We start from the raw sequence: 23,371 nt of genomic DNA, 5'->3' as shown, positions 1-23,371 counted from the left end.
TTTGCTGTCACCATTAAATATCTAGTTATATTGACGTATTATTAGAGTTGCTCTAACAATACATTGGTTATGAATGGTTATGGTAGAATGCTACTCACTAGTCGATATTAATATTGTGGAGAATTGCTAATAAATACAACCAAAAAATACTGATATACATACAGTGCTTTTATTTTTTAAATTATTTTCTGAGCGTTTTTTATTCTAATGGACTTTCTTAACAAAAATTAAGCTGTTTATTTGAGTACAAACACACTCCCTCTAAATAAAAACTTAAACTTCTTTACACTTCTAGTTTGAAAACTCCTTAATTATGCAAATTCACTGAAATAACACATAGAAAAGTGTGATTTAGTTCATATTTTACTAGTTAAAAATACCATCTTTATAAGTAATATCCTTCATTGTAGACAATTGTCACATAAACCAATGGCAAATAGGCACTTTTATCTAATGTTTTGTAAATTTCACCCCTATTAACTCGCCATTTTGCTTTTGTTTATGTATGCTCTTAAAGGTTTGATTTGGTACTACTACGATGCTGAATCTTCTAAACAAAAAAATGTAAAGAATGTCTTAGTAAATTTAGTAAATATTGATATATCTCCTATACTCAATAAGTCACTAAATATGACTAGTACACTCGAAGTTTAGTGGTACTACGATAAACACTTTCTGCGAAAAACACAGTTTTGCCATCTATAATGCGTTTTTCACAGGGATAAGTTTAGTTTTTTTGTGTCTTTTTACACAATAAAGTACTAAAAAGAAAAATGGTAAGGGATATATATAAGAATGCTAACCTCTGAAAAACTTAAGCGCTATGCTTGGCGCATTGTTCCGGCAATTGCAATCGCCGTAACGCTCACAGCATGTACCAACCCAAAGTCAGCTAAAAACACACAATATACTGCTAAATCAGATACTCGTATGCTAAATGGTTCTGCGGGTGACTCGCTGACGATGGCATCTCAAGATGAATTCGAAGAGTTAGTACAAAGTGTTGATACCAAATCTAAAATAATGGATCAATACGCAAGCTGGAAAGGCGTAGCTTATCGTCTTGGTGGCACAACAAAGAAAGGTGTTGATTGCTCAAGTTTCGTACAGAGAACATTTCTTGAACAATTTGGTGTTGAACTCCCTCGTACGACCTCTGAACAAGAATCCTCCGGCAAAAGCGTAAAACGTAATAATCTAAAAGTCGGTGATATTGTTTTATTTAAAACAGGCCGTACTATGAAGCATGTTGGCATTTATATTGGTGACCAAAAATTTGTCCATGCATCAACCAGTAGTGGTGTTATCGTTTCTGAAATGACTAACTCATACTGGAGCAAAAGATATTATGCCAGCAGGCGCATTATTAATGGCTCATAAGTTTTTATAATATCCTATATCCCTTCCCAATAAAAAAGCTTCCATTTGATGGAAGCTTTTTTATTGGGAATTTTTTGACTAAACTTAGTGATAGCTATTTGATTTTTAGATAAAAAACAACTAAAACACCAAGCCCACCTCGCGATAATACTCATTCAAAAACAAGCTTTAAACACGTAACCGAATAAAACCTGTAACTAAAATAATAATAAATAATCAAGCCACTATAACAACTAATAAAATATTAAATATACTCAAAACTAAGCACTATAAAAACCAGAAGAAAGTTCTGCAATAGCAACGCCAGAGGCTTTTAAACGGCACATAGCTGCCAACTCATCATTAGCATGAATAAATAGGCAAATTTCTTTTTGCCACTCTAAGATCGCGTTGGCAATCTGCATATCTGATAATGATTCAGACAATTGTTGCATTGCAATACAATCTGTCGCACAGTCATGGCTAAGTAATTTCAGCCCCACAAGCTTATCGCTATCGGCATCATTCATAGGAACAACTTCAACATCCGTACCTATTTTGCCTGATAACCAGCGGTAGCTTTGCGGTAGCCTGTGCACCACCGAAAGACCTAATTTTTCCACAAAGATATCCTATTGATACATTTTAGTATTTTGCCAAGTATTGATATTTAATTTCTTACTTGACCTAACATAGGCTTAAGCCACTCATTCATCGTTCAAACCGAACTTTAAGTTATCCAAAAAGTAACATGAATGTTAAATATCGAATCTTAAATATAACATTAAAAAAACAAAATGTCGTTAAATTTTTGTGACATAAATCATTGCATATTCATTTTAATAGCAAATATATTAAAATATAAACTAATTTTGATCGCTACATCCTAACATCTTGCATAAAACACTTAACTTTTTTTTACATTTGTGAAAAGAAAATAGTAAAGAACAGTTTATTTTTGAAGTAAATCCAAATTTTTATTAATGAATAATGTTGCAATGCATATCAAATCACAAAACATAAATTTAACAAATTCGGCTGTAATGATAATTGATTTAGATCATTTTTCACTAAAGATCATTAATACCACTGCGTTATCACTCGATTTTATCGAGCAATCACTTTTATCTCTAATAGATAAATGAATTATATGGGAAAGTAACTAGAACAAACTTTGATTAGTCCGTTATAAATAATGAAGAAGAGAATTGAGTGTTCTCAGTTTCATCCATGAAACTTGAAAACATATGATTTATTTTGTTTTTTTGGCTAGTAAAACAAATAACATCGAGAGCGCCACGCAAGCAACCATAGAGCCGACCATTGGCCATGCGCTCTGAGCAGGTATTAGTGATAACAAAGTTCCAACGAGTGCGCCAATTGAAAACCTTATTGTTCCTGCCAATGAAGAAACGGTTCCTGCAATATGTGGATAATTATCCAAGATCACTGCCATTGCGTTAGAAGTGATCATCGCTATTCCACTAACATAGATTGCAACACCGATAACCAATGTCCAAAAATCTAATGCAAATGCCGTTGTAACAAGCAACCACACGCCCATCACAAATTGGATAATAATACCAAAGTAAAGCATTTTCTCCGCGCCGAAATGCCTTACATAACGGCTATTAATGGTCGTCATAATAAACAGGAAGATGATATTGATACCAAAATAGTAGCCGAAATTCTGTGGAGATACCCCATTTAAATCGATATACACAAAAGCGCCTGCATTTAAGAACGAAAACATCCCTGCAAAGGAAAATGAGCTCGCTAATATATAGAACAATACTTGTTTTGCTCTAAATAAAGTCGCAAATTGCCTTAATGTTGTTCCAACATGAAATTTTTGCCTTTTGGCAACGGGGAGTGTTTCCCGCACAAAACAGCTCACTAAAATAACAGCGATAACCGCAGCAATAGCGATACTCCAAAAAATTGCATGCCATGAGAACCAGCGCATTAGCTCTCCCCCTAAAATAGGGGCTAATAACGGTGCGATTGTCATCACTAAGACAACAAAAGACATACTTCTTGAGAATTCATCACGGGTAAACATATCCCGCATAAGTGCATTAATCACAACACTTGCAGCTGCCGCGGCAAAACCATGTAAAAAACGCAACCAAATCAGTGAGTCAATCGATTCAGTGATAGCACAAGCCGCTGAAGCAATTGCAAAAACAACGACTCCACCCAAGATAACAGGTTTACGACCAATGCTATCTGCCATCGGCCCATAAAATAATTGCCCTATAGCAAAACCAAAAATGTAGCTATTGAGCGTCATTTGAATGCGCCCTTCATCTACATTAAAATAATGCATCATCGTCGGAAAGCTTGGCAGGTACATGTCGATGGCCAACGGCATTAACATCGATAATAAACCTAGAATTAGTATCAGCCCCAAATAGGATGAACGCTGCTGTTGCACTCTTTAAACTCCTGCTATTTATTTACGTGGTACGTTAATACTGTTGATCTCTTCTTCCGTCAGTGGACGGTATTCTCCGGGCTCAAGAGTCTCATCGAGCCAAATTTCACCAACGCGTTCACGATGTAACCCACAAACATGGTTCCCCACCGCAGCAAACATGCGTTTCACTTGATGATAACGCCCTTCACTAATCGTCAACCTGACATCTCTAGGGCTGATAATTTCCAGTTTTGCTGGTTTAGTTAGGTGTTTTTCCCCGTTAAGCATAACGCCCTGAGCAAACTGCTCGGCAACATCATTGGCGATATCGTCACTCAATTGAACTCGGTATGTTTTTTCACAATGATGCTTCGGTGAAGTAATGCGATGTGACCACTGACCATCATCAGTTAATAAGACAAGACCCGTTGTGTCGATATCTAAACGCCCTGCTGAATGCAGTTTTTGTGCGAGAGGCTCATCAATAAAAAAAAGAATTGTTGGATGTGTTGGGTCATCTGTTGAGCAAATATAGCCTTGTGGCTTATGTAACATAAAATAACGCGGCCCAGTAACTTGCACGAGGACATTACCATCATAAGCGACTTCATGATCAATCGTAACTTGAAAGGCCCCTGACTTAACGATTTCATCATCAACCGTTACGAGCCCTGCGCGCAATTCTCGCGCTACCAAACTTCGGCTTATCCCTAATTGCTGGGACAAAAATTTATCCAGTCGCATAGATTCTCTTAACTTGATGGAATGCCAGCGAAGCGTACAATAACGCTCAACTGTCAGAATATAGAGTGAAAGGTTGTTGTGATTGCTATCACATAATTCATTATAACAATAACCCCTGTGAAGTGATAGTTTCACCGCAGCAACTTACATCTTTAGACAGAGTCATCGTTTTAAATTAAATTTAACGTCATTCACCTGATTTAATTACATAATACTGAATAATATGCCTTTTGTATTACGCCCTTACCAACAAGAAGCTGTCAATGCGACGGTTGATTATTTCCGCAAGCAGACTGCCCCTGCCGTGATTGTCTTACCAACAGGAGCAGGTAAAAGCTTAGTGATTGCCGAATTGGCTCGGCTTGCTCGCGGGCGAGTGTTGGTATTAGCCCATGTGAAAGAATTAGTTGAGCAGAACCATGCTAAGTACCTCGCATATGGCCTACAAGCCGATATATTTGCCGCTGGCCTGAACCGCAAAGAATCTCAAAGCAAAGTGGTTTTCGGTAGTGTGCAATCTGTTGCTCGCAATCTTAAGGCATTTGACGCACATTTTTCCCTAGTAATTATTGATGAGTGTCACCGTATAAGTTTGAATGATAAGAGCCAATACCAACAAATTATTCAAGTTTTACAAGCTAATAACCCTTCATTACGTATTTTAGGATTAACAGCCACCCCTTACCGCCTCAACAGTGGCTGGATTTACCAATACCATTACCATGGCATGGTACGTGGTGATGAAAATTGTTTTTTCCGAGAGTGTATTTATGAACTCCCCCTACACTATATGATTAAAAACAAATTCTTAGTTCCACCTGAACGCTTAGACATGCCTGTTTTACAATATGATTTTAGCCAAGTTTCACTAACATCATCGGGTATTTTTAACGAACAAGAACTTAATTTGTCATTAAAAAAACAACAACGCATTACGCCTAAAATTATTGAGCAAGTTATTGAATATGCAACACCGTTACAAGGCTGCATGATCTTTGCTGCGACGGTCGAGCATGCCAAAGAAATTCTGAGTTATCTACCGAAGAATAGTGCGGCATTAGTGACGGCTGAAACCCCAGCAATTGATAGGCAAGCAATTATTAAGCAATTTAAAAATAAAGAATTACATTATCTCGTTAACGTTTCAGTATTAACAACAGGGTTTGATGCACCTCATGTCGACGTGATTGCTATTTTGCGGCCAACAGAGTCAGTCAGCTTATACCAACAAATTGTTGGCCGAGGATTACGCCTTTATGAGGGAAAAACACGCTGTTTAATCTTAGATTACGCAGGTAATCCACACGATTTATTTCGGCCTGAAGTGGGGTCAAGTCAACCAAATTCAACCAGTGTGCCTGTGCAAGTTTTTTGCCCATTATGCCAATTTGCGAATATTTTTTGGGGAAAATGTACCTCTGATGGGCAAATTATTGAACATTACGGCCGGCGCTGCCAAGGCTGGGAAGAAGATGAAAATAAGCAGAAAAAACAATGTGAATTTCGTTTTCGCTTTAAACAATGTCCACACTGTGGTGCAGAAAATGATATAGCGGCTCGTCGCTGTCAAAAATGCCAAGAAGTGCTTACCGACCCTGACGATATGCTAAAAGCCGCCTTAAAACTCAAAGATGCGTTAATTATTCGTTGTGGTGGTATGCAATTCATTACAGGGAGTGATAACAAAGGTGAATGGATTAAAATCAATTATTATGATGAAGATGGAACCTGTGTTTCAGAACGTTTTCGCCTAGCCACACCCGCACAAAAACGCGTGTTCGAATATCGTTTTTTACGTGAGCATCAGCGTGCCCCAGGTGTTCCGTTTAAGTGGAATAATGCAAATGATATATTAGTGCAACAATCTTTATTACGATATCCCCAATTTATTGTCGCGCGCAAAAAAGAACGCTTTTGGGAAATTCGAGAGAAAATCTTCGATTATCAAGGGCGTTTTCGCGTTGCTGCTCCCCTGTCATAACGCGAAAATGATCATAATGATTGCTGGATGGCCGATTTTTCGTTAAAATGCCGCCCGCCTTCCGATATCTTGTTCTCTGAATGGATTATCCTAGGCCAAATCTCGAACCTGCTGCTGGGTCGCCTGTAGCAGGAATTTATATTTTCTTTTTATAGAGAAATAGTAATGTTAACTATCAATGCAATTGAACGTAAAGAGCAGGGTAAGGGTGCGAGCCGCCGCCTGCGCAGAGATAACCAGCTTCCAGCTATCGTTTACGGTGGCAACCAAGAAGCTATCTCTGTAACTCTTAACCACGATGAAATCATCAACCAAGAAAGCAAAGCAGAATTTTACGAAGTTCTGAATCTGGTTATCGATGGTAAAGAAACAAAAGTAAAAGTTCAGGCTGTTCAACGTCACCCATTTAAGCCAAAAGTGACGCACATTGACTTCCTGCGCGCTTAATTAAAGCCCACAGCCGAGCTTTAGAAATTTTCGGGACGCCGAGTAAATAACGCCGCAATTGCGGCGTTATTTATTTCTACCTCTTCAACACCACAACCTATTTAGTACCACGGCGTTGTAATTGATCACGCAAATTAGGTGGTGTGCCACGAATGGTTAACGTATCAGTGACAGGGTCCCAAAAGATACGCTCCCCCATGAGCATCGCATCAAAGCTAATCGTGATCCCGCCACCACTCCCCGAAAACTTCGTTAATTGCTTTAACGTTCCTCTATCGGCAGGGAAACTTTCTTCGAGTTGATAATCATTTTGGCGAGCGAAATCGTCAAAGCTTTGTTCTTCAACCATTGGCAGCTCTTTTGCCAACGCCTGCAGCTCAATTTCCTCTCCAGACTGTAATTGTTCTGTGCAATAACTATGTACTTGCTGGCGATAAGCTTGGCGCGTATTTTTGTCCATTTGTGCATTGTCACAAAAATCATCAAGTGCCTGAACCAAGCCTTTATTCTGAACTTTTGCGTTTAACCCTTCAGATGCAGCCAGAAAATCCATAAAGAAATCAGAAACTTTCCGCCCTACTCTACCTTTTAAGAAAGTTAAATAGCGTTTTGACTCAGGATTGGTCTCCCATTCGGTTAAATCAATACGTGCGACAATATCTGCATGAGGAATATCTAAATAATGTGTCGTGCCTAAGTCCAATGATTCTGTGACAAACATGCTGTCACAACTATTGAGCACCGCAATTAATAAGTATTCGACCGCGAGGTAACGGTATTGACAAAAGAGAACCACGCCCCCTTCCGCAAAAGGATATTTGGCTAATTCATCTTTCAAGCGAACCGTCATCGCACGGCTGAAACCTAAAAATTCTTCTTCGCCCTTACGCAATAACTTTAACGCATCAGCAAGTTCACTTTCTTCGTTAAATTCACCAAATGCTTTACTTTTAGCACTATAGACGCGGTGCAATTCTGCCATCATGTCTTGTACGACACCATCTGCTGTCAATAAAGAATCCCGCAACATCACCTCTAGTGTCTGCTCATCTCTTTTAATTAGCTGGTGTAAAGCTATCTGGTTAATTTCCAGACTCATTGTTGGCTCCTTCGTTATAACGAAAATAATGTTGCGCGTATTCAAACATTGATATTATTCATCTGCAACAGAAACCATCATTTGTTCTATTTTTAGCCTGATTGCGCTGAACTAATACGCACTTTACGAATCTGAATTAACATTATTCCCATTTAAACAAAAATTTGTTGCGAAGAAAGAAGAAAAACCAACTGTGATACGCTATGATATGTAGCTTTCATTAATTTAGGATGTCTCAATTTATGCCACAATCATCTCGCTATAGTGATGAAAAAGTTGAAGGTTTACTTTCTGACCTCGTGAGTGTGTTAGAAAAAAATCACACCCCTGTTGACCTTTCCCTCATGGTGTTAGGTAATATGGTAACGAATCTGCTGAATACGTCGGTTGCGCCTGCGCAACGTAAAATGATTGCAGAATCATTCGCAAATGCATTACTTTCTTCTGTTAAAGAAGATCAATCACACTAATTGATTAATGAAATAAACAGTATGGTCACCCACCTGCGCTACCGTGACAAAGTCTCTAACATGATTGGTTGGGGGCACTGGTTTGCACTATTCAATATACTGCTTAGCCTCGTGTTAAGTAGCAGCTATCTGTTTATTTTTGATTGGCCAGATACCTTAACTGGCCGAATTTATGCTTTCGTCAGTTGGTTAGGTCACTTTAGTTTTGTGGTCTTTGCGACTTACTTGCTAATTATTTTTCCACTGACCTTTATTGTTATGTCTCAGCGGTTGCTGAGGCTACTTTGTGTTGCCCTTGCAACGGCAGGAATAACACTATTAATCTTTGATATCCGTGTTTTTAGTCAATTCGGTTTGCATTTAACACCGCAAGTTTGGGACTTGGTCATCAACCCAACTAAGGGGGAAATGGCTCGTGAGTGGCAACTGATGTTTATCAGTATTCCCATTATCTTTCTTGTTGAAATGTTATTTGCGACTTGGAGTTGGCAAAAACTACGTAGTTTAAACCGCCAAACATTCGGCAAACCTCTGGCGGCTATTTTTATTGTGACTTTTATTATGTCACACCTGATGTATGCATGGGCCGATGCTAATTTTTATCGCCCTATCACCATGCAACGCTACAATTATCCATTGTCGCAACCCATGACAGCTCGCAAGCTACTTGATAGGTATGGCCTATTAGACTTAACCGAACATCAAAATCGTGTATTCCAACAAGGTAGCCCAACGGCACTTAAATTAAACTACCCATTGAAACCTTTAAGTTATTATGACCAAGGCGCTGATTACAACTTATTATTGTTGGTCATTGATGATCTAGGGAATAAATCTCAACAAGATTCTATGGGGGCGTTAAACGAATTTAAAGAAATCAGTACGCAGTTTACGAATCACTACACGGCTGGGCTACGTAACGATACTGCGCTATTTGGCCTATTCTATGGTATTTCATCGACTTATTTCGATAATATTCTCAATGGCCGCCATCCATCAGCGCTAATTGAAGCCTTACAACATCAAGGGTATCAGTTTGGTTTATTCTCAACAGATGGCTTTAATTCTCCATTATTCAGACAAGCTATTTTAGCTGATTACTCATTACCTGCAAAAACTGCAGATAATGACAACTTAACCGTTACACAGTGGAATAACTGGCTAGATAACCTTAAGAACGGCTCGCCTTGGTTCTCTTTCCTGAATATTAAAGGAACACCTGGAAGTGCAAAAACGAATGAACAAATCAATCGCGTAATGGCCGCATTACAGCGTGATAATCGCTTGCAAAATACCATTGTTATTGTGACGGCAAATTACAATAACCAAGGAAAAGCAGAAAACGAATGGTTAGATGGTAAACGCTTCAACCGTGATAATATGCAGGTACCACTGTTTATTTATTGGCCAAACACACCTGCACAGCAGATAGATAAGCTAACAAGCCATCAAGATGTGATGACAACACTGATGCAGCGTTTATTACATGTCAGTAATCCACCTGATGATTACAGCCAAGGTGAAGATTTATTTAGTGTTAAACGTACTTACCCATGGGTGATCACGGGTGACAACGACGATGTTGTCATTACCACAGATAATGCCACCCTCTACATGGATCAAAATGGCCAGTTTAATATCTATGATAAACAAGGTGCCATAGAGCGAAATGAAAAGCCTGATTTGGCTGAGTTGTTGAAAATCTTTACTGAATTAAAGCGTTTTAATGAAAATTAGTGCTTAAATATCAACCAGTCGCATCATAAGTCTATTGCTTTTAGAAGCAAATTGAGTAGTATTAATCAAAGTTCGGCATGTAGCGCAGCTTGGTAGCGCACCGTCATGGGGTGTCGGGGGTCGTAGGTTCAAATCCTATCATGCCGACCAACTTTTTATAGAAAAACCAACCTGTTATGGTTGGTTTTTTTGTGCATGAAATTTTAGGTGGGCAAAAGTCGGGTAAAAATCCAACTTATTTTCTAACTTTAACCACTGCTAATTCATCAAAATTTGTCGTGTAGGCAGGTGACAACATTTCTCTTTTCATTTTATATCCGCTATTACTACTCTTACTAACAAACAATCATTACACATACCTGTCAATTACTACCCACGACTATATTTCTCATAATAACTAGTCATAAGCCATTGTGTGCATTATGCCAACAACAGTCTTTAACGATTCATTGAACCATAATAAATCGCCTTGTGATGTGTATTAAACTTTACCAAAACATAAGGTTTTAATTATGGCTTTTGAGCACTAATAATAAATATCATTGGTCTCTCTTTTTCCTCATCTAATGTCGGATTTTCTATAATTTGCTCGCACGATGGCCCCCACTCGTCCAGTTCAATTATTTCAAACCCAGCAGAAATTAATAAGTTAATCCAAGTGGATAATTTTCTGTGTTGCTTTACGACACCATCAGCAAACCAATGGCTAATTCTATTGCCTTCTTGCTGGTACTGATTAACCGGCCAGGCTTTATTACCATACTTATCTATACACCATTCTTGAATAAGTGGTGCGGTGTATATTGGATGTTCTGCAGAAAAAATCACCCTCCCACCTTGATTTAGAGCTTGATATAACTTAGTTAATAGAGAATAAATATCGACCACATAATGTAGAGCCAGCGAGCTATAGATCAAATCATACTGTTCAGTAGGTAAGCTCAACTTTTCCATATCAGCACGTAAGTATGTTATAGCGGAATCATCTGTCATTGAAATCGCCTTTGTTAACATTTTTTCTGAGAGGTCAACGCCTGTTACCTGTGTTGCCCCTTGAGCACTTGCCCACCGACAAAACCAGCCATAACCACAACCTAAATCTATAATAGATTTCCCATTTAAATCTGGTAATAACCGTTGTATTGCATCCCACTCTGGTGCACCACTTAGCCCTTCGACTGAGCGAGGCAATGTTGCATATCCTGCAAAAAAATCAGGGTCATCATAAATATTTTGAGACATGGTTTATTCCCCAATAATAAGAAAATTAGGCTAATCATATTCTATATTTCTTAAATTTGATAAGAATTACCACTGTATAGATTAACAACGACTCAATGATAGCAAAGAGCGAGCTTTATGGTAGATTTTTAGTTAACTGCCATAAGATTAAAATTGCTTTAATTCAATAGGTTAAAAAACAATAATTGTAATGAACTTATTTTAAGTTTTCATATTAACCTTTTATTTAAACCATCCTATACTGTAATATTTTTGAATTAATACATTTAGCATTGACAAATAACTGATTAATAATGAAAACTAACTTTAGAGTAGCAACACCAATTGATATAAATGCTATATTTTCCATAGATACTATTGCGACCGCAGAACGCTATAAAGACATTACCCAATGGAGCGAGCAAGGAATATGTTATGTACTGGAATCCAACAACGAAATATTGGCTTATGGCGTTCTACATTATCATTTCTATTCCCATGCCTTTATAGAGCTATTAATGGTAAATAAAAACCATCGTCGACAAGGCCTTGGCCTCATTTTAATTAATAAACTAAAAATGCAGAGTAAACCCCAAAAGATTTTTACTTCTACAAATCAATCAAATACAGCCACTCAACAGCTTTTAATAAAAGCTGGCTTTGTTCCTAGTGGCTACATTGAAAATTTAGATGATAATGATCCCGAACTTATCTATTGCTATATACCTGATTAACACCATCGATATGAAGAATTATAATAGCGTTTTATCCATCACAACTGTTTGTAAGATGTGATTAAATTGCTGATACGTTTCTTGAGCAATCTCTTCTGGATAACTTAGCACCCTAAGCTCATGCGGCTTATTTTCTGGGTAATAACTTGGATGAGCATGGACGTATTCATTTTGTTGAAAACCACAATGCTGATAAAAAGACCAACGTTTTTGGCTGATTTCATCAATAATAGGATCTATTTCTAGAATCACTTTGCCTACATCATGACAAAACTGTTTTAGTACCTTTTGCCCATAACCTTGCCCTCTTAATACGGGGGAAATGGCAAAATGTTCAATATAATAATAACCTTCGATTTTCCAACAACCAATAAAGCCAATGAAAATGTCATTTTCTTTGAAATTGAGCAAATAATAATCGCTATGATTCAATATTGCCTTTCTTCCCTGATAGCTTCTTTGTTCATATAACGGAAAAGCGGTGTCATATAACTGGTTAATCATTGCTATCGCTTGGCTATCTTCACTTTTAATTCTTAAAGCATGTAACATTTAATCGAAACTCACCTTAATCAAATATATTTTATAGAATACCTATTTTTAATTTTCTGACAATTATTTTATCAAGCGCTCATAAGATTAACTTTTTGTTTTATATTGATATTATTTTTTCACTTAATTTACTGATAAAAATATTTGCAGCTCTATATTGACTTTTTTGTCTAATAGCTCTAAAAATACTGTATATTAATACAGTCTTCACTAGAGGCTATCATGTTACGTATCGAAGTATTATTTGATAAAAACGCTCCGCAAAAACCCAGTTCAGTGGTTTTACAAGCTCTTGAAACTGAGATTTTACGCAAACTTCAGAACCAATATCCTGATATGGTAACTCGGGTTGGGTTTAGCTCACAACAACGCGTTAATATTTCAGGAACAAAAATAGCGGAGGATAAAACTCGTATTGAAGAAATACTGGAAGAAATATGGATGGATGATGGTTGGGTCCCAGAAGAGACAACAGAGGATTAACCAAATACTTAAAAGGAATGTTTTACCCAATGACATTCCTTTTTTACTAATACGTGAGGCTTTTTACACCTTCATAAACTGGCGCAATATTGACTCCCCCCCTCCAAACAACAAAAGTACTTTCATCAACCAGAGAACAACTGCAAGGTAACACACTGATTATTAAAGCAGCTAGTTGTTTTAAATTTCTTATATCTAAATTTTACTCATTTTTAATTAATAGATTTTATGCCTAAGAAAGGTTTTAATTTGTTTCACTGGATTCAACTTTTCATTCTCTTCATTAGTTGTTCTAACCTGCGAAATACAGTTAGTAATATTTGCACAAGTAGAAATTTCATTTAGTTTTAGGGGTGATAAACTAACTGTGGACGTATTATTAAAATCTTTTCCAATAAAGATTAAAGCAAGCGCGATTGCGACTATAAACAATGGCACCTCATAAAATGCGTGTTTCATTATCAATGCTCTTATTGCTTGAATGATAAAACGATAATAAACAGTCTATTTTTTTGTACCTTAAAGATGGGTTAAACCAACCTTAAGATATGCTTAAATACGCTTCAAACTTGAACTGTTCATATTGTCTGACGCTCACTGCCTGCTTATACTGGCTAGTAGAGGTGATAATATGAATATCCTATTAGTCGAAGATGATCTTCAATTGGGAAAAGCACTATGTCGTGGGCTGGAGCTTGCAGGTTTTAATCCTTGTTGGGTAAGGCTACTTGCTGATGCAAAGTTACAACTCGCATCTCGCAATTTTGACCTAATGCTCTTAGATTTGGGCTTACCTGATGGCGATGGTCATGACGAGCTCATAGCTTGGCGTAATATGGGCGAAACTATTCCAATAATCATTCTCACGGCAAGAAACCAAATGGATAACTTAGTTTCTAGTTTAGATTCAGGTGCTGATGACTTTTTAACAAAACCATTTGCTATGCCTGAACTTATTTCCCGAGTGAAAGCCGTTAGTCGCCGTATGGCTGGGTTTTCATCTGAAATATGGCAATTGGGTAACCTGCAATTAAATCCACTTAATCATCAAGTAACCCTTAATGAGCAATTGCTACTGCTATCCGGGAAAGAATACCTATTACTCTATGAATTAATAAAAAATGCAGATAATGTTGTCAGAAAAACGGATTTAGAGCAGCGTCTATTCGGATTGGATGATGTAGAAAGTAACTCTTTAGAGGTTCATATTCATAATTTACGCCGAAAGATAGGTAAAGACCGTATAATTACTATCCGTGGCATTGGTTATCTATTAAAAAAAGAAGTGCCACTAAGTGAAAGTTAAATCATTTTTTATTTATACATTCGGGCTACAAATCAGTTCCGTTATTTTTCTTTGGTTATTATTAGTTGGCTGGCTCCAGTTTTTTTATTGGCCATCAATTCATGATGAGTTAAATGCACAACAGAATATCGTCACTCAAGGGTTTGCTAAAACACTTGATGTGGTTGCTGATAAACCTCAATATTTCAATAAAATAGCCGATAACCTACAAGAACTTTATTCTAGCGCAATGGAAAGTGGCGATAATATTAGTTATCGGCCTTTTATGGTTGTCAGAGATAAACAAGGGAATGTCTATTACCGAAACAGCGACAAATTACATGTTCCCTCCCTTAAATCCGTTTCTGAGCTCGCTGCATTACATAAAGACTGGCACTTTACTTCTGCATGGAATGATCAAAAAACCTTTGAGGTTGTCATTGCTGAATCTTATAGTGATCGTAAATCCTTATTAGGTAATCCAGCTGAAGGGACAGCCATCCCCCTCGCTTTCATTTTAGGTATTATGTTGCTAGCAATTTTAATTACCGCTTATTTTAGTTTGCGGCCTTTAAGACAATCAGCAAAACTCATTTCCAGCCGTCAGCCGGGTAATTTAACCCCTATAGAAACAAAAGAGCAATATAAAGAAATTCGGCCTATTATTGCTGCAATAAATAACCTTATGTCTCGTGTTGATGCTGCGAATCAACGTGAAAAGCGCTTCATGGCAGACGCCGCACATGAATTACGGACGCCGATTGCGGCTGTTATTGCTCAATTGCATTTGTTAATGCAAATTGATAATCCAAAAGAAAAAGGCGAAATTATTAATGATATGCAAGAAACTTTAAATCGTGCGGCCTCTCTATCACATCAATTAATTGACTTAGCTCGTTTAGAAACTGAAGATTTCTTGTTAAATAAAGAACAAATTGACCTGCCTGCATTAATCAGCCATTTAATATCTTCACACATACCTTACGCCATTAACAAAGATATTGATGTCGAACTCCAAAGCCCAAAATCTTTTTATATCCTCACAGATAAACTCGCATTAAGTAATATTTTTACTAATCTGCTTGAAAATGCGATTAAATATTGCCCTGAAAAAGGGAAAATCAAGGTCATTTTAAAAGACCTTACCCCATTTGGTGGGACTATTTCTGTTCAAGATAACGGCCGAGGAATTCCAGAAGACAGTCGCCAGCTTATATTTTCTCGCTTTTATCGAGTACCTGGAACAATGGAAACCGGAAGCGGTTTAGGTTTATCTATCGCCCAGAATTTAGCCAATAAAATCGGTGCTGTAATTAGAGTTACTGATGGATTAGACAATCAAGGTATTGGTTTTATTATTGATTTACCCTAAATCTAATTATGTTATTGAGTTAACAGCATTCACGCTTTTTTCCAGATAGTATACGCCGTTATACGTTAATATACTTACACCTAAAAGAGGCAATAATGTCCAAAGCATTAGTAATTATTGATCTCATTGAAGAGATAATTGGTAAAAATGGCTTATCTAATTCAAGTTACCAGCAAACTTGCTCGCGAAAAATTGTTGAAAAAGCTAATCAAGCGGCACAATATGCAAGAAACCATCATATTCCAGTGATTTGGGTTAAGGTTGGGTTTTCAGACAATTATCACGATGTGCCAGCTGGTTCCCCTATGTTTCAGCAAGCCAAAAAACTTGGAGCCTTAAAATTAAGTGGCACTGGGTGTCATTGGGCTCATGACCTTGAAGTGGCATTTCGTGACCCAGTAATGATTAAAAAAGGGGTTTCTGCATTTGCAGGAAATCATTTCCATAAATGGCTTACCGATAATGATATTACCGAGTTGTTTATTGGCGGAGTTAGTACCGTAAAGGCCATTCAAAGCACTGCGAGACAGGCTCATGATTTAGGGTATTTTGTTACAGTACTTGAGGATTTATGTGCCGCTCCAACGCCAGAACTCCACCAGCAAAGTATTCAGGCATTGGATGGCATGGTAACCATTTCTTCAGTTAAAGAATTTATTCAATTAAAATAACATTTAGATATCTCATGTGATTATTTTAATTTTTGCAAGTATATCTCTCGTAGCCGGATAGCTAGTTTCCCCGGCTTACCTTCCCCAATGAATTGGTTATTCGCCATAATAACTGGCCAAACTAATGTTGTCGCCGAGGTAATAAAGACTTCCTTGGCTTCTAACATTTCATCAATACTAAATGGCTTTTCAACAATGTCTATTTGTTGTTCCCTAGCAAGTTGTAATATCGCTTGGCGAGTAATACCTGACAATATTTCATTATTTAACCCCCGTGTTTGTATTTGGTTTTGTTGGTTAATAATAAAACAATTACTGGAACTTCCTTCTGTAATATAGCCGTTTTTAACAAATATAGCGTCGTCTGCACCTTGCTGTTTAGCGTATTCTTTTGCCATCGAAGCTGCTAATAAAGCAACTGTTTTAATATCACAACGCTGCCAACGAATATCATCTACAGTGACGACTTTTATTCCATATTTTGATTTTTCATTTTCAACAATCTGCGTCTTTTGTGCAAATAAGACTAATGTTGGCTTCGTCTTTGTATCAGGATATAAAAAGCTGCGTTGGTGTGCATTACCACGAGTCAACTGAAGATAAACAAGCCCTTCTTCGATATTATTTTTCTGAACTAATTGAAGATGAATTTGTTTTAATTCTGCTAAATCATAAGGTAGTGATAACTGTAATTCAGCACAAGAACGCTGTAAACGAGCCATATGACGATCAAAGTCAACGAGCTTACCGTTAATTATTGCTGTCACTTCATATACTGCATCCGCAAATAGAAACCCACGGTCAAAAATAGATACTGATGCGTCTTCTTCAGGTAAAAACTGGCCGTTCACATAAGCAATCATGAGTTATATTCCTTTATCAATCAAATCATTACCTAACCTCTAATTAACCATACACCATATTATAAAAATTACCTTTCAATTCTTCACACTTTTTGTGCCCATTTATGGATTTTTGCATGTCTTGTGGTAACAACTTGCAGTCAAAAACAAGTGCCAGACATTTTTTAAAAAATAATTTAATATTTAAAATTATTTTTAATATTAACTTGACATTAACATGTTAATGGCTAAAATGCTCTCACGTGATCTGGATCACATTTTAATTTGGAGTTATCGATGAACAGCATCAAAGAATTTATCAGCAGTGTGCAAGAAGTTGTTGAATTACTGTCTAAACGTTTTATGTAAGCAAGTTAATCATTTTCTAGTCAATCAGACCTTTTAGTTACCTAATCATTAGCGTTAATTGCATTTATTTTGCACAACGACCTTGAAATCAAGGTCGTTTTTTTTATTCGAAAACATTTTCAATAATTTCTGCGACTATCGCTGTTCCTATCGCAACCAAGACAAGATCTTGGCCACTGATTTTCCATTCATACCCAACATAAATGGGTAATTGAGCTAAAAAAGCTGAAGGTAACGCTTTTTTGGCAATACCTGGAGGAAGCGGTTTACCCCGACCAACTTGCTTTGCAATGCCTGGCGGCAACCCTTGATAACCCGTCAAACCATATTCAATGGCCAAAGGCCTTACATTACCAAAACTCACATTAAAACTAATATTAGAACCTCGTTTCTTATCGTAATATTCGCTTGCTTTGGCATATTTTAGCTGTTGATTACCATCCCCTTTATTCGATTTATCTTTATTCTGATTTCCTTTGTTTCCATGAATTTGTTGATTTCCTTTACCATTCCCTTGGCCTTGATTGCCATTAGGGGATGAATTAGCGAGAAATGGAGCGCAGGCAATAACGGGTAATAAGATATACTGCAAAAAAACAGAACAATTCGGCTTTTTAAATACGCTCATAATAAATTCCTGCAAAGTTAATATAACATTAGGAAGTTTGTAGAACATTATGCTTAGTTATGAAGACTCACAATCAGAAAATCCTTATCACATGTAATGTTATGTAAATGTTACATAACTAATCAAATTAACGAACCCGCTCCTTTATAATGACCTTTATTGTCATTAATATTGCATTCATATACTGCACAATACTTAGAACTAACAATAAGAATTAAGACGGAGTTTAATATTGTTCGCCATGAATTTTCATTGTGAATATGATAAGGTCTTTAAACTATCGAATATTTTTATAAACCGAATATTTTTATAAACCATTGTTCCTAACACCCTCAAGAAGGAGAAACCATGCAGCAGCAACTGCTAGACTGGGTACGTCAGTTCAACCAAGATTACGCTAACCTCGCCTCTTTACTTATGGTGCTCGGTTTAATTCTAATCGTCGCCTGCGTATTACACTTAATTCTGCATAAAATATTACTTCCTCAACTCGAAAAGCGCGGGCAAAAAAGTGCAGGAACTTGGATTCATTTAATAACTCAACATAATCTTTTTAATCGCTTTGCATTTGTTATACAAGGTGTTGTTGTCAATATCCAAGCTACGCTATGGTTACATTCAGGCTCGACTGCACAAGCCGTTCTAAAGGTCGGCTCACAGGCTTGGTGCCTATTATTTGGCTTACTAACCCTTTACTCTGTTCTTGATATTATACTGGGTGTACTCCAACGTGCGGCTAAAACCGCGCATTTACCTCTTAGAGGAATATTTCAAAGTCTTAAACTGATTGCCACAATTCTAATTGGCATCATGATCATTGCGCTATTAATAGGCAAATCGCCTCTGATTATTCTCAGCGGTCTTGGTGCAATGACAGCGGTCATGATGCTAGTGTTCAAAGACCCTATCATGGGGTTAGTTGCTGGTATACAACTTTCAGCCAACAACATGGTTAACATTGGCGATTGGTTAGAAATGCCTAAATACGGTGCTGATGGCGCGGTGGTCGATATTGGTTTAACTACGGTAAAAGTCCGTAATTGGGACAACACAGTAACCACTATTCCTACCTATGCACTTATTTCTGATTCATTCAAAAACTGGAAAGGAATGACAGAGTCTGGTGGGCGCCGAATTAAGCGTAGTGTCCGCTTAGATGCTAGCAGTGTGCATTTTTTAACATCTGAAGAAATAGCGTACTGTATTAAAGCAAATTTACTTGAGCCCTATATCGAGCAAAAAATATCTGAGATTCAAGTCTTTAATTCTAGCCTACCTGATGATAAAGCGATCCCTTTAAATCAACGTCGTCTGACAAATATAGGGACTTTCCGGGCTTACATTGAAGCTTATTTAAAATCACACCCTAATATTCACAAAAATATGACGATTATGGTCAGACAGCTAGAATCTGACTCAAATGGTATCCCAATCGAAATATATGCGTTTACGAATACAACCGTATGGGTGGAGTATGAAAGAATACAGTCAGACATTTTTGACCATATCTTTTCCATCCTTCCGCAATTTAATCTGATGGTACATCAATCACCTACCGGAAATGATGTTAGGATGATAGGCTATTCCCCAGAAAAATAATTAATACTAAGTGATTAGTTAACTTTTCTTATCCATCCACACCTAAAGTAGTATTTCAAAGAGGGAGATATCCCTCTTTTTCCTTACTTTTGACCCAATCGTTATATAATAATTAACACTTCGATAGTTAATAGAAATAGAACTAACCTATGTTATAGCGAACAAAAAATCCTTATAAATTAAATAAATACATTTATCTTATCAGGGATAACATTGATGTAAGTCATGTAACTCAACAGAAACTTTTTTTAACATATAAAACAAGAAAGTAATGTTGTTATTTACATATAGGCAATGTCAATGCATAAAAATAAAATAAATACTCAATTTGGAGAACTGAGCAGGAGGGAGTTTATACAAACCTCTGCAACCGTTGCGGGTGTCGCTGCTGTTGCTGGCTCAATCACTCTTCCTTTTGCTGCTCAAGCAAAAACACCAGCGATCATGCCTGACGAAGTCAGCGAAAAAATCAGCTATAGCGCATGCTTAGTAAACTGTGGTAGCCGCTGTCCATTAAAAGTTCATGTGAAAGACGGTGTTATCAGCCGCATTTCCAATGAAACAATGTATGACGACTCAACGTTAGGTGAACACCAAATCCGCCCATGTTTGCGTGGCCGTTCAGTGCGCTGGAAAACCTATAACCCAGACCGTTTAAAATACCCAATGGTACGAGTTGGTAAACGCGGTGAAGGTAAATTTAAAAAGATCTCATGGGATGAGGCAACAACCATTATCGCCGAAAAACTGCAGTATACTATTGATAAATATGGAAGTGATGCCATTTACTATCAATATGGCTCGGGTTCAACAGGCGCAAACTTACACGGTCGTGCTGCTTGTAAACGTTTATTAAGCTTAACCGGTGGTTTCTTGGGTGATTATGGCACATATTCATATGCGCAATTAATGGAAATCACGCCTTACGTATATGGCAGTATTGAAGAATCCTATTTATCTGAAATCCAAAACTCAGATTTAGTCGTCATGTTTGGTCACAACCTTGCTGAAACGCGTATGTCTGGGGGCGGTCAATTTTACGAAACCCTCAATGCGTTAGATAAAAGCAAAGCAAAAGTTATCATTATTGACCCGCGTCGCACTGATAGCGTCACAACGCTTGGCGCAGAATGGATACCTATTTACCCAGGTACTGACGCTGCATTAGTTGCTGCTCTCGGTTATGTCATGATCGAAGAAGGCCTGACTGACGAAGAATTCCTAAACAACTATTGTGTTGGTTGGGATGAGTCTACCTTACCTGCTTCTGCACCACGCAATGCATCATATAAAGATTATATTTTAGGTAATGGCCCTGATGGCATCGCAAAAACCCCTGAGTGGGCGAGCAAATTAACGGGTATCTCAGTCGCACGTATTAAACAACTTGCACGTGAAATCGGTAATGCAAATAGAGCATGGATCTCACAAGGCTGGGGCTTACAGCGCACAGAGAATGGCGAGCAAGCTTGTCGTTCTATTATGATGTTACCGTTGATGTCTGGGAACATTGGTCGTGCAGGAACTAACACTGGGCTGTGGGGTAACAGCTACGCTTATCCTGTTGCAGGTTTTGCTTTACCTAACCCAGTAAAAGCCTTGATTCCGACTTATATGTGGTCAGAAGCAATTGTTCGCGGGAAAGAATTGACCGCAGAGAATGGTGGCATTAAAGGTGTCGATAAACTAAACAACGATATCAAGTTTATGTGGTGCTACTCCAGTAATGTCATTGGTAACCAACATGGCGATTTAAATAAAACCCATGAAATACTTGCAGATGAATCCAAATGTGAATTCATTCTAGTATGGGATAACCATGATACCCCATCCGCAAAATATGCAGACTTATTGTTACCGGATGTCACAACTGTAGAAACCAACGATTTAATCAATAACTCCTATGCAAGTGGTGCGTATCATTATTTAGTTCGCCTACAAAATGCCATTGAGCCACTGTGGGAAAATCGCCCTAATTACGATGTGTTAGCAGAAATTGCTGAAAAAATGGGTGTAAAAGAACAATTCACCGAAGGCCGTACCTACGCTGAATGGATTGAGTTCTGTTATAACAAAACACGTGAAAAAATGCCTCATTTACCTGAATTCAGCGAAACCGACGGTGCGGGCATTATCGACCGTAAGTTCCTGAACAGCTCAGAAAATATTGCATTGAAGAAATTCCGTGATGACCCAATCAATAACCCATTGAAAACGCCGTCAGGTAAAGTGGAAATCTATTCAGAACAACTAGCTGAACGTGTTAAAAATTGGGAATTACCAGAAGGCCAACGTATTCCTGCCATTCCTGAGTATTGCGTCAATAAAGAAGGTGTTGAAGCCCAAGCAAGCCAACAAAAGCATCCGCTATTAATGACGGGCTTTCATGATAAAGGCCATGTGCATTCATCATATTACAATGTTGCTATGCTACGTGAAGCCATTCCACATCAGTTTTGGCTCAACCCAGTCGATGCCCAGCAACGCGGCTTGAATAATGGTGATATGGCTGAAATATTTAATGATCGTGGTCGTATTCAAATTAAAGTGAAAGTGACAGAGCGTGTATTACCCGGTGTTATCGCCGTTCCACAAGGTGCATGGCGTACTCTTAATAATGATGGGCTAGATGTCGGTGGTTGTATCAATACACTGACATCGCATGTTCCTTCGCCATTGGCTAAAGGTACCCCACAACATACTAACCTTGTTGAAGTTAAACGCGCTTAAGGAGTTGAATGATGAAACAATATGGCTTTTACTTTGACTCCACAAAATGCACTGGCTGTAAAACATGCCAAGTCAGTTGTAAGGATGAAAAAGATTTAGATTTAGGCCCAAAATTCCGTCGTGTCTACGAGTTCGGTGGCGGTAGTTGGCAAAAACAAGATGGTATTTGGCAGCAAAATGTCTTTAGTTACTATCTTTCTATTTCATGTAACCATTGTTCAAACCCGACATGTGTCGCGGGTTGCCCAACCGGTGCAATGCATAAACGAGAAGAAGATGGTTTAGTCGTGGTTGACCAATCTATTTGTGTTGGTTGCCGTTATTGTGAGTTGCGCTGCCCGTATGGCGCCCCACAATTTGATGAGAAGAAGAAACTAATGAGTAAATGCGACGGCTGCTATGAGCGCGTCGCAAAAGGGATGAAACCTGTTTGTGTTGAATCTTGCCCGCAGCGTGCTTTAGATTTTGATGACATTAATGTTCTTCGTGAGTTACACGGCACAGAGTGTGGCATTGCTCCAATGCCAGACCCAAGCCTGACGAACCCGAATATTGTCATCAAACCACATAAAGATGCGAAGCCATTTGGCGATAAAAGTGGCGAATTAAAAAACCCTGCGGAGGTGTAA

22 protein-coding genes and 1 tRNA gene are annotated in these 23,371 nt (G+C 37.8%); 14 read left to right on the top strand and 9 right to left on the bottom strand.

Annotation, left to right across the window (positions count from 1 at the left end; genetic code table 11):
* Positions 1-795 precede the first annotated feature (795 nt).
* Positions 796-1,380 (top strand): bifunctional murein DD-endopeptidase/murein LD-carboxypeptidase, encoded by a 585-nt coding sequence (mepS, locus tag M1F17_RS08740; protein ID WP_004253117.1) that lies wholly within the window; start codon positions 796-798, stop codon positions 1,378-1,380.
* Between the two features lie 260 nt (positions 1,381-1,640).
* Here the strand turns inward: mepS and M1F17_RS08735 are convergent, their stop codons facing one another.
* The 3 genes from M1F17_RS08735 to rsuA all read right to left on the bottom strand — a co-directional run bounded on the left by M1F17_RS08735 (position 1,641) and on the right by rsuA (position 4,522).
* Positions 1,641-1,982 carry a hypothetical protein gene (locus M1F17_RS08735; protein ID WP_004260080.1) on the bottom strand — a complete coding sequence of 114 codons (342 nt, stop codon included), beginning with the start codon at positions 1,980-1,982 and terminating at the stop codon, positions 1,641-1,643.
* Between the two features lie 629 nt (positions 1,983-2,611).
* Positions 2,612-3,739: a Bcr/CflA family multidrug efflux MFS transporter gene (locus M1F17_RS08730; protein ID WP_231665137.1), complete on the bottom strand. Its 1,128-nt coding sequence runs from the start codon at positions 3,737-3,739 to the stop codon at positions 2,612-2,614.
* 75 nt (positions 3,740-3,814) lie between these two features.
* On the bottom strand, positions 3,815-4,522 hold the full coding sequence (gene rsuA / locus M1F17_RS08725; protein ID WP_094960408.1) for a 16S rRNA pseudouridine(516) synthase RsuA: 708 nt from the start codon (positions 4,520-4,522) through the stop codon (positions 3,815-3,817).
* A gap of 223 nt (positions 4,523-4,745) precedes the next feature.
* Here rsuA and M1F17_RS08720 point away from each other — a divergent pair, with 223 nt between their 5' ends.
* Positions 4,746-6,503 carry a DEAD/DEAH box helicase gene (locus M1F17_RS08720; RefSeq protein ID WP_094960407.1) on the top strand — a complete coding sequence of 586 codons (1,758 nt, stop codon included), beginning with the start codon at positions 4,746-4,748 and terminating at the stop codon, positions 6,501-6,503.
* Positions 6,504-6,668: 165 nt separating this feature from the next.
* Positions 6,669-6,950 carry a 50S ribosomal protein L25 gene (gene rplY / locus M1F17_RS08715; RefSeq protein ID WP_004260060.1) on the top strand — a complete coding sequence of 94 codons (282 nt, stop codon included), beginning with the start codon at positions 6,669-6,671 and terminating at the stop codon, positions 6,948-6,950.
* A gap of 97 nt (positions 6,951-7,047) precedes the next feature.
* On the opposite strand, the gene yejK is transcribed toward rplY, so the two are convergent.
* Positions 7,048-8,049, bottom strand: a complete 1,002-nt coding sequence (gene yejK / locus M1F17_RS08710; protein ID WP_004260056.1) for a nucleoid-associated protein YejK — start codon at positions 8,047-8,049, stop codon at positions 7,048-7,050.
* Between the two features lie 242 nt (positions 8,050-8,291).
* Between yejK and M1F17_RS08705 the strand changes: the two genes are divergently transcribed.
* The 3 genes from M1F17_RS08705 (at position 8,292) to M1F17_RS08695 (ending at position 10,406) form a co-directional block, all read left to right on the top strand.
* Positions 8,292-8,519: a YejL family protein gene (locus M1F17_RS08705; protein ID WP_004911940.1), complete on the top strand. Its 228-nt coding sequence runs from the start codon at positions 8,292-8,294 to the stop codon at positions 8,517-8,519.
* Positions 8,520-8,540: 21 nt separating this feature from the next.
* Complete coding sequence (gene yejM, locus M1F17_RS08700; RefSeq protein ID WP_110591854.1) at positions 8,541-10,256, top strand: LPS biosynthesis-modulating metalloenzyme YejM; 1,716 nt, start codon at positions 8,541-8,543, stop codon at positions 10,254-10,256.
* Between the two features lie 73 nt (positions 10,257-10,329).
* Positions 10,330-10,406: transfer RNA gene (locus M1F17_RS08695), tRNA-Pro, on the top strand.
* Positions 10,407-10,491: 85 nt separating this feature from the next.
* On the opposite strand, the gene M1F17_RS08690 is transcribed toward M1F17_RS08695, so the two are convergent.
* Complete coding sequence (locus M1F17_RS08690; RefSeq protein ID WP_231135993.1) at positions 10,492-10,554, bottom strand: DUF4113 domain-containing protein; 63 nt, start codon at positions 10,552-10,554, stop codon at positions 10,492-10,494.
* 212 nt (positions 10,555-10,766) lie between these two features.
* Positions 10,767-11,498 (bottom strand): class I SAM-dependent methyltransferase, encoded by a 732-nt coding sequence (locus tag M1F17_RS08685; RefSeq protein ID WP_094962325.1) that lies wholly within the window; start codon positions 11,496-11,498, stop codon positions 10,767-10,769.
* A 293-nt stretch (positions 11,499-11,791) separates the two neighbouring features.
* Here M1F17_RS08685 and M1F17_RS08680 point away from each other — a divergent pair, with 293 nt between their 5' ends.
* Complete coding sequence (locus M1F17_RS08680; protein ID WP_004260038.1) at positions 11,792-12,211, top strand: GNAT family N-acetyltransferase; 420 nt, start codon at positions 11,792-11,794, stop codon at positions 12,209-12,211.
* Between the two features lie 18 nt (positions 12,212-12,229).
* Here the strand turns inward: M1F17_RS08680 and M1F17_RS08675 are convergent, their stop codons facing one another.
* The gene (locus M1F17_RS08675) at positions 12,230-12,763 is read right to left on the bottom strand and encodes a GNAT family N-acetyltransferase (protein WP_094962324.1); all 534 of its coding nucleotides are present in this window, start codon (positions 12,761-12,763) and stop codon (positions 12,230-12,232) included.
* Positions 12,764-12,985: 222 nt separating this feature from the next.
* Between M1F17_RS08675 and M1F17_RS08670 the strand changes: the two genes are divergently transcribed.
* The 4 genes from M1F17_RS08670 to M1F17_RS08655 all read left to right on the top strand — a co-directional run bounded on the left by M1F17_RS08670 (position 12,986) and on the right by M1F17_RS08655 (position 16,574).
* Positions 12,986-13,246: a DinI-like family protein gene (locus tag M1F17_RS08670; RefSeq protein ID WP_004260032.1), complete on the top strand. Its 261-nt coding sequence runs from the start codon at positions 12,986-12,988 to the stop codon at positions 13,244-13,246.
* 631 nt (positions 13,247-13,877) lie between these two features.
* Positions 13,878-14,552: a response regulator gene (locus M1F17_RS08665; protein WP_004260024.1), complete on the top strand. Its 675-nt coding sequence runs from the start codon at positions 13,878-13,880 to the stop codon at positions 14,550-14,552.
* Entirely contained in the window at positions 14,542-15,903 is a 1,362-nt protein-coding gene (locus M1F17_RS08660) for a HAMP domain-containing sensor histidine kinase (RefSeq protein ID WP_318837361.1), read from the top strand. Before M1F17_RS08665 ends, M1F17_RS08660 begins: the two co-directional genes overlap by 11 nt.
* A gap of 95 nt (positions 15,904-15,998) precedes the next feature.
* The gene (locus M1F17_RS08655) at positions 15,999-16,574 is read left to right on the top strand and encodes a cysteine hydrolase family protein (protein WP_094962322.1); all 576 of its coding nucleotides are present in this window, start codon (positions 15,999-16,001) and stop codon (positions 16,572-16,574) included.
* A gap of 20 nt (positions 16,575-16,594) precedes the next feature.
* Here M1F17_RS08655 and M1F17_RS08650 read toward each other — a convergent pair whose 3' ends face one another.
* Entirely contained in the window at positions 16,595-17,437 is an 843-nt protein-coding gene (locus M1F17_RS08650; protein WP_094962321.1) for a D-amino-acid transaminase, read from the bottom strand.
* A gap of 451 nt (positions 17,438-17,888) precedes the next feature.
* Positions 17,889-18,413: an anti-virulence regulator CigR family protein gene (locus tag M1F17_RS08645; protein WP_167732475.1), complete on the bottom strand. Its 525-nt coding sequence runs from the start codon at positions 18,411-18,413 to the stop codon at positions 17,889-17,891.
* Positions 18,414-18,761: 348 nt separating this feature from the next.
* On the opposite strand from M1F17_RS08645, the gene M1F17_RS08640 reads away from it, so the two are divergent.
* The 3 genes from M1F17_RS08640 (at position 18,762) to M1F17_RS08630 (ending at position 23,371) form a co-directional block, all read left to right on the top strand.
* On the top strand, positions 18,762-20,012 hold the full coding sequence (locus M1F17_RS08640) for a mechanosensitive ion channel family protein (RefSeq protein WP_094962319.1): 1,251 nt from the start codon (positions 18,762-18,764) through the stop codon (positions 20,010-20,012).
* Positions 20,013-20,312: 300 nt separating this feature from the next.
* The gene (locus M1F17_RS08635) at positions 20,313-22,742 is read left to right on the top strand and encodes a DMSO/selenate family reductase complex A subunit (protein ID WP_094962318.1); all 2,430 of its coding nucleotides are present in this window, start codon (positions 20,313-20,315) and stop codon (positions 22,740-22,742) included.
* Between the two features lie 11 nt (positions 22,743-22,753).
* The gene (locus M1F17_RS08630; protein ID WP_036958092.1) at positions 22,754-23,371 is read left to right on the top strand and encodes a DMSO/selenate family reductase complex B subunit; all 618 of its coding nucleotides are present in this window, start codon (positions 22,754-22,756) and stop codon (positions 23,369-23,371) included.

Origin of the sequence: Providencia sp. PROV073 (assembly GCF_033688125.1) — a bacterium.
Classification (GTDB): domain Bacteria; phylum Pseudomonadota; class Gammaproteobacteria; order Enterobacterales; family Enterobacteriaceae; genus Providencia; species Providencia hangzhouensis.
Note: the sequence above shows the minus strand (reverse complement) of the source record. Positions and strands in the feature narration are given on the sequence as shown.

What these genes read in the sequence shown, in the direction of transcription:
- mepS (WP_004253117.1), top strand. Translation starts at nt 796, where the DNA reads ATGCTAACCTCTGAAAAACTTAAGCGCTATGCTTGGCGCATTGTTCCG.
- M1F17_RS08730 (WP_231665137.1), bottom strand. Translation starts at nt 3,739, where the DNA reads ATGTTAATGCCGTTGGCCATCGACATGTACCTGCCAAGCTTTCCGACG.
- rsuA (WP_094960408.1), bottom strand. Translation starts at nt 4,522, where the DNA reads ATGCGACTGGATAAATTTTTGTCCCAGCAATTAGGGATAAGCCGAAGT.
- M1F17_RS08720 (WP_094960407.1), top strand. Translation starts at nt 4,746, where the DNA reads ATGCCTTTTGTATTACGCCCTTACCAACAAGAAGCTGTCAATGCGACG.
- rplY (WP_004260060.1), top strand. Translation starts at nt 6,669, where the DNA reads ATGTTAACTATCAATGCAATTGAACGTAAAGAGCAGGGTAAGGGTGCG.
- yejK (WP_004260056.1), bottom strand. Translation starts at nt 8,049, where the DNA reads ATGAGTCTGGAAATTAACCAGATAGCTTTACACCAGCTAATTAAAAGA.
- M1F17_RS08705 (WP_004911940.1), top strand. Translation starts at nt 8,292, where the DNA reads ATGCCACAATCATCTCGCTATAGTGATGAAAAAGTTGAAGGTTTACTT.
- yejM (WP_110591854.1), top strand. Translation starts at nt 8,541, where the DNA reads ATGGTCACCCACCTGCGCTACCGTGACAAAGTCTCTAACATGATTGGT.
- M1F17_RS08685 (WP_094962325.1), bottom strand. Translation starts at nt 11,498, where the DNA reads ATGTCTCAAAATATTTATGATGACCCTGATTTTTTTGCAGGATATGCA.
- M1F17_RS08680 (WP_004260038.1), top strand. Translation starts at nt 11,792, where the DNA reads ATGAAAACTAACTTTAGAGTAGCAACACCAATTGATATAAATGCTATA.
- M1F17_RS08675 (WP_094962324.1), bottom strand. Translation starts at nt 12,763, where the DNA reads ATGTTACATGCTTTAAGAATTAAAAGTGAAGATAGCCAAGCGATAGCA.
- M1F17_RS08670 (WP_004260032.1), top strand. Translation starts at nt 12,986, where the DNA reads ATGTTACGTATCGAAGTATTATTTGATAAAAACGCTCCGCAAAAACCC.
- M1F17_RS08665 (WP_004260024.1), top strand. Translation starts at nt 13,878, where the DNA reads ATGAATATCCTATTAGTCGAAGATGATCTTCAATTGGGAAAAGCACTA.
- M1F17_RS08655 (WP_094962322.1), top strand. Translation starts at nt 15,999, where the DNA reads ATGTCCAAAGCATTAGTAATTATTGATCTCATTGAAGAGATAATTGGT.
- M1F17_RS08650 (WP_094962321.1), bottom strand. Translation starts at nt 17,437, where the DNA reads ATGATTGCTTATGTGAACGGCCAGTTTTTACCTGAAGAAGACGCATCA.
- M1F17_RS08645 (WP_167732475.1), bottom strand. Translation starts at nt 18,413, where the DNA reads ATGAGCGTATTTAAAAAGCCGAATTGTTCTGTTTTTTTGCAGTATATC.
- M1F17_RS08640 (WP_094962319.1), top strand. Translation starts at nt 18,762, where the DNA reads ATGCAGCAGCAACTGCTAGACTGGGTACGTCAGTTCAACCAAGATTAC.
- M1F17_RS08635 (WP_094962318.1), top strand. Translation starts at nt 20,313, where the DNA reads ATGCATAAAAATAAAATAAATACTCAATTTGGAGAACTGAGCAGGAGG.
- M1F17_RS08630 (WP_036958092.1), top strand. Translation starts at nt 22,754, where the DNA reads ATGAAACAATATGGCTTTTACTTTGACTCCACAAAATGCACTGGCTGT.